Raw genomic sequence first — 4,608 nt, 5'->3', positions numbered from 1 at the left:
GACGCGCGGGGCCGGGTGGTCTCGTTCGGCGGCCGGGCGATGGATCCGCAGGCCCGCGCCAAGTACCTGAACGGCCCCGAGACCGTGGTCTTCCACAAGGGCCACCACCTCTATGGCCTCTCGGAGGCCCGCAAGATCCTGGCCGCCGCCAAGGCCGACGAGGCGCCGCCGCTGGTGGTGGTGGAAGGCTACATGGACGTGATCGCCTGTCTGCGCGCGGGCGTGCCGGCCGTGGCCCCCATGGGTACGGCGCTGGGCGAGGATCAGATGGAGGCCCTGTGGCGGCACCATCCCGAGCCCACGCTCTGCTTCGACGGCGATCGGGCGGGCCGCCAGGCTGCGGCGCGGGCCATCGACCGCGCCCTGCCGCTGCTCAAGGCGGGGCGCAGCCTGCGGTTCGCGATCGTGGAAGGCGGCAAGGACCCGGACGACGTGCTGCGCGAGCAGGGGCCGGCGGCGCTGAAGGCCCAGCTCGCGAGGACCACGCCGTTCGCCGAGGCCCTGTTCCGCCGCGAGCGCGACGACGCCGAACCGCTGGACACGCCCGAGCGGAAGACCGCGCTGAAGGTGCGCCTGCGCAAGCTGGCCGCGACGATCGCCGACGGGGACCTGGCCGCCGCCTACAAGGAGGACCTGCTCGCCCGCTACGAGGCCCTGTGGCCGACGCGGCAGCCCGTCTACACGGTGGGCGCGGCCGGGCGCGAGCTGTCACGCGCCCGCTGGGACAAGCGCAAGCCGGTCCTCGCAGGGGCCAAGACCGAGACCAAGGAGGCGGCCGAGCGCCTTCGCCGTGCGCCGCGAGCGCTGTCGGCGGCGCTGGCGGTGGCGGCGGTGCGCGACCCCGGCGTGATCGACGAGGCCATCGAGCGCGTCGGCTCGCACGGCTTCGGCGACGCGAAGCTGGACGGGCTGGCGCACGAGCTGGTCAGCCTGCGCTACGAGGCCGACAGCCTGGAGTTCGACGTCCACATGCGCCGGCTGCAAGCCAAGGGCTTCGGGCCGGACGACCTCGCCCGACTGGAGCGCGAGGCGGTCCGCGCGGGCGTCAGCGCACCGTTCCTGAACGAAACCGGCGAGCGGGCGCGCGTCCTGTGGCGCCAGGCCTTCGACCTCCTGATGCAGCTGGAGAGCCTGGAGCGGGCCGTGGCCTCCGCCGCCCAGGACCTGGGCCGCGACCGCGACGCCACCACCTTGAACACCCTGAAGGCCGAGCGCGACCACCTGCGCAAGCTGATCCACAGCGACTGGGCCCACGGCGACGAGAGCGCGCCCGTCCTGCCTCACTGAGGGGCGGGCGACGTCGCCGCCTGCGGCGCGAACAGGCGTCGGCGGAAGGCCATGCCGAAGGTCAGGATCAGCACCCCGCCGCCGCCGACCACGGCCGCGTGCAGGGTCCAGAACGCGGCCGGGGTCATAGCCTCATAGAAGCCGCCCAGGCGGCCGCTGACGAAGCTGCCCAGCGAGACGCTCACCGAATAGAGGCCCATGAGCGTGGCGGTCACCGACACCGGCGCGGCGCGGGAGAAGAGGGCGTTGCAGGTGGGCGCGAAGTAGAGCCAGCCGAAGTTCGAGAACAGGTGGAAGGCCACGGCCCACAGGAAGGGCGTGCGGCCTTCGGCATCGACGACGAACTGGCCGGCGGCGAGCCAGAGGGTCGAGGCGGCGAAGATGAAGCAGCCCATCGCCAGCTTGCCGAACTCGTCGGGCTCGCGGCCGCGGGCGTGCTGCCAGCGCCAGATCGCCAGCATCGGCGGCAGGGTCAGGAATGGCGCGAGGCCGTCGATGGACTGCAGCCAGGGCACCGGCACCTGGAAACCGGCGATGCTGAGCTGCAGGTGGTCGCGGACCCAGATGTTGTAGGTGTTCCAGATCTGCGACTGGGCGACCCAGAACGTCGCGGCGAGCGGAACCAGCGAGACGAGGATGGCCACGCGGCCCCAGCCTTCACGCCCGAGTGGCGGCGGCTTCGCCGTGGCGATCCGCTTGGCCTGAGGGGGGAGGAGACGCTGGCCCCAGAGGTAGGTCACCAGGCCGATCATCATGCCGATGGCCGCCACGCCGAAGCCGGCGTGCCAGCTCACCTGCTGGGCCAGGGCGCCGGTGACGATCGGGGCCAGGAAGGCGCCCAGGTTGATGGCCGCGCCGTAGATCTGGAAGGCCACCGTGCGGTCGCGGTCGTCGCGGTCGTAGAGGTCGCCAACCTGGGGGGCGAGGTTGCCGCGCAGGAAGCCTGTGCCGACGATCAGCAGCAGCATCGCCAGCAGGAACGACTGGTCGAAGGCCATGGCGAGGTGGCCGAAGGTCATCAGGATCGCGCCCAGCGCCACCGATCGCGTGCGGCCCAGCCAGCGGTCGCCGATCGCGCCCCCGAGGATCGGCGCGAAAAGGGCGAAGCCGACGTAGAGGCCGAAGATCTGCGAGGCGAGCGCCTGGGTGGACAAGGGCCCGGTCACGGCCTCGATGGCGGCGCGGAAGCCCGCGAAGCCCACCACCCGCTCGACGTGGCCGGGCAGGAGCAATTGGTCCACCAGATAGAGGGTGAGCAGCGCCTGCATCCCGTGGAACGAGACCCGGTCCCAGAACTCGGTCCCGGCGAGGAACGCGAGCGCGCGGGGATGGCCGAACAGCATGGCGGGCGCGGCGGGCGGCGCTGCGACCGAGGCGGCTTCGCTGGACATCGGATGTCGCCCCCCCGGACGGGCTCGCGCGTCACGGATCGCACCGTTCCCGCTCCGGGGTAGAAGCGAGCCCACGACGTCGTGATGTCAAGCGGACCTGCGGCGAAACGCCCACGCTTGTTCGCGCGACGGTGGCGCCGCCTTGACACCGGACGACTCAAACGCCATCTGCGGCTCCGCGGATTTAGCGCGCTACGACAGACATCGCCGGGCCGTCGCGAATACGGGCGCGCCCCCCACGTGGATCAGGATGTCTCCCTCGACGTGCGGAAATCCCAGTGGTCGCGCCGCTTCCGCGGTCGACGCCACAGGGCGCTGCGAGGGGGAGCCTTCGCGGTGGCTTCTGCTTTGGCGACGTCCAGAGGCGAAAGCGAGGCGTATCCACTGGCGAAACGCGACCTAGAAAAACGGGAACGATTCTGGCGGACACGGGTCGTATTGACGCGACCTCTCGATCCTGGGCCGCCGCCCACCATTTTCGGCCCGCCCTTACTTGGGGCGTACGCCGATTTCGGAGATTTAGATGAGCGCAAATACGGCCGAAACCGAAGCCCCCGAGACTACGGCGGGTGACGGCCCGCTGCTCGACCTGACGGATGCGGCGGTCAAGAAGTTCATCAAGCAGGCCAAGGCCCGCGGCTACGTCACGATGGACGAGCTGAACAAGGTCCTGCCCAGCGAAGAGGTCACCTCCGAGCAGATCGAAGACACCCTCGCGATGCTGAGCGAGATGGGCGTCAACGTGGTCGAGTCCGAGGACGACGCCGAGGGCGGCGAAGTCGCGGTCCGCGAGGAGTCCGCGGTGGTCGAAACCACCAAGGAGCCCGCCTACGACCGCACCGACGACCCGGTGCGCATGTACCTGCGCGAGATGGGCTCGGTGGAGTTGCTGTCGCGCGAGGGCGAAATCGCCATCGCCAAGCGCATCGAGGCCGGCCGCGACACCATGATCCGCGGTCTGTGCGAGAGCGCGCTGACCTTCGAAGCCATCATGGTGTGGCGCGAGGAGCTGGAAGGCGGCCGCATCCTGCTGCGCGAGGTCATCGACCTCGAGCAGACCTACGGCGGGATGAACGCCGCCGCGGCCGAGGAACTGGCCGCCAACGCGCCGCCGCCGGCCGAGGCCGAGGAAGAGGCCCCCGAGGTCAACGAGGACGGCGAGGCCGTCGCCAAGGGCGAGAGCGACGACGACGACGAGTTCGACGACGGCGCGGGCCCCACCATCAGCGCCATGGAAGCCGAGCTGCGCGAAGGCGTGATGGCCACCCTGGACGCCATTGCCGCCGAGTTCGAGGCCTTCCGCCTGCTGCAGGAGAAGCTGGTCGGCCAGAAGCTGAAGGGCGAGGACCTCTCCGAGAAGGACCGCGCCGCGTACCAGGCGGCCGCGGGCACGATCGTCCAGCACCTGAAGACGCTGAAGCTGAACAACAACCGCATCGAGGCGCTCGTCGAGCAGCTCTATGCGATCAACAAGCGACTGATGGTCCTCGAAGGCCGCCTGCTGCGCCTGGCCGACAGCTACGGCATCAGCCGCGGCGAGTTCCTGAAGGCCTACTTCGGCCAGGAGATGCGCCCGGACTGGGGTCTGCAGGTGAAGGCCCTGGGCGTCCGCTGGACCAAGTTCGCCGAGAACGACGCCGGCCAGATCGGCGACATCCGCTCCGAGATCGCCGCCCTGGCGCAGGAGACGGGCGTTCCGATCGACGACTACCGCCGCATCGTCCAGACGGTGCAGAAGGGCGAGCGCGAGGCCCGGCAGGCGAAGAAGGAAATGGTCGAGGCCAACCTGCGCCTCGTGATCTCCATCGCCAAGAAGTACACGAACCGCGGCCTGCAGTTCCTGGACCTGATCCAGGAGGGCAACATCGGCCTGATGAAGGCGGTCGACAAGTTCGAGTACCGCCGCGGCTACAAGTTCTCGACCTACGCC

General features: G+C 70.2%; 3 protein-coding genes. 2 read left to right on the top strand and 1 reads right to left on the bottom strand.

All coding sequences use genetic code 11. From position 1 onward, the window contains the following. Window positions 1–1,287 (top strand): toprim domain-containing protein (locus tag VGD44_RS25940; RefSeq protein ID WP_331091606.1); only part of this gene is annotated, 1,287 nt, incomplete at its 5' end. Here VGD44_RS25940 and VGD44_RS25935 read toward each other — a convergent pair. Continuing rightward, window positions 1,281–2,678 carry a peptide MFS transporter gene (locus tag VGD44_RS25935; protein ID WP_331091604.1) on the bottom strand — a complete coding sequence of 466 codons (1,398 nt, stop codon included), beginning with the start codon at window positions 2,676–2,678 and terminating at the stop codon, window positions 1,281–1,283. The genes VGD44_RS25940 and VGD44_RS25935 overlap by 7 nt on opposite strands. Window positions 2,679–3,201: 523 nt before the next feature. Between VGD44_RS25935 and VGD44_RS25930 the strand changes: the two genes are divergently transcribed. Further along, window positions 3,202–4,608, top strand: a 1,407-nt coding sequence (locus tag VGD44_RS25930; RefSeq protein ID WP_331091602.1) for a sigma-70 family RNA polymerase sigma factor, incomplete at its 3' end; no start/stop codon positions are given.

It is taken from the genome of Phenylobacterium sp., from assembly GCF_036402295.1.
Taxonomy (GTDB): domain Bacteria; phylum Pseudomonadota; class Alphaproteobacteria; order Caulobacterales; family Caulobacteraceae; genus Phenylobacterium.
This window is presented reverse-complemented; position numbering and strand designations above follow the sequence as displayed.

Excerpts from the sequence above, each read along its gene's own strand:
- VGD44_RS25935 (WP_331091604.1), bottom strand. The coding sequence starts at position 2,678 with ATGTCCAGCGAAGCCGCCTCGGTCGCAGCGCCGCCCGCCGCGCCCGCC.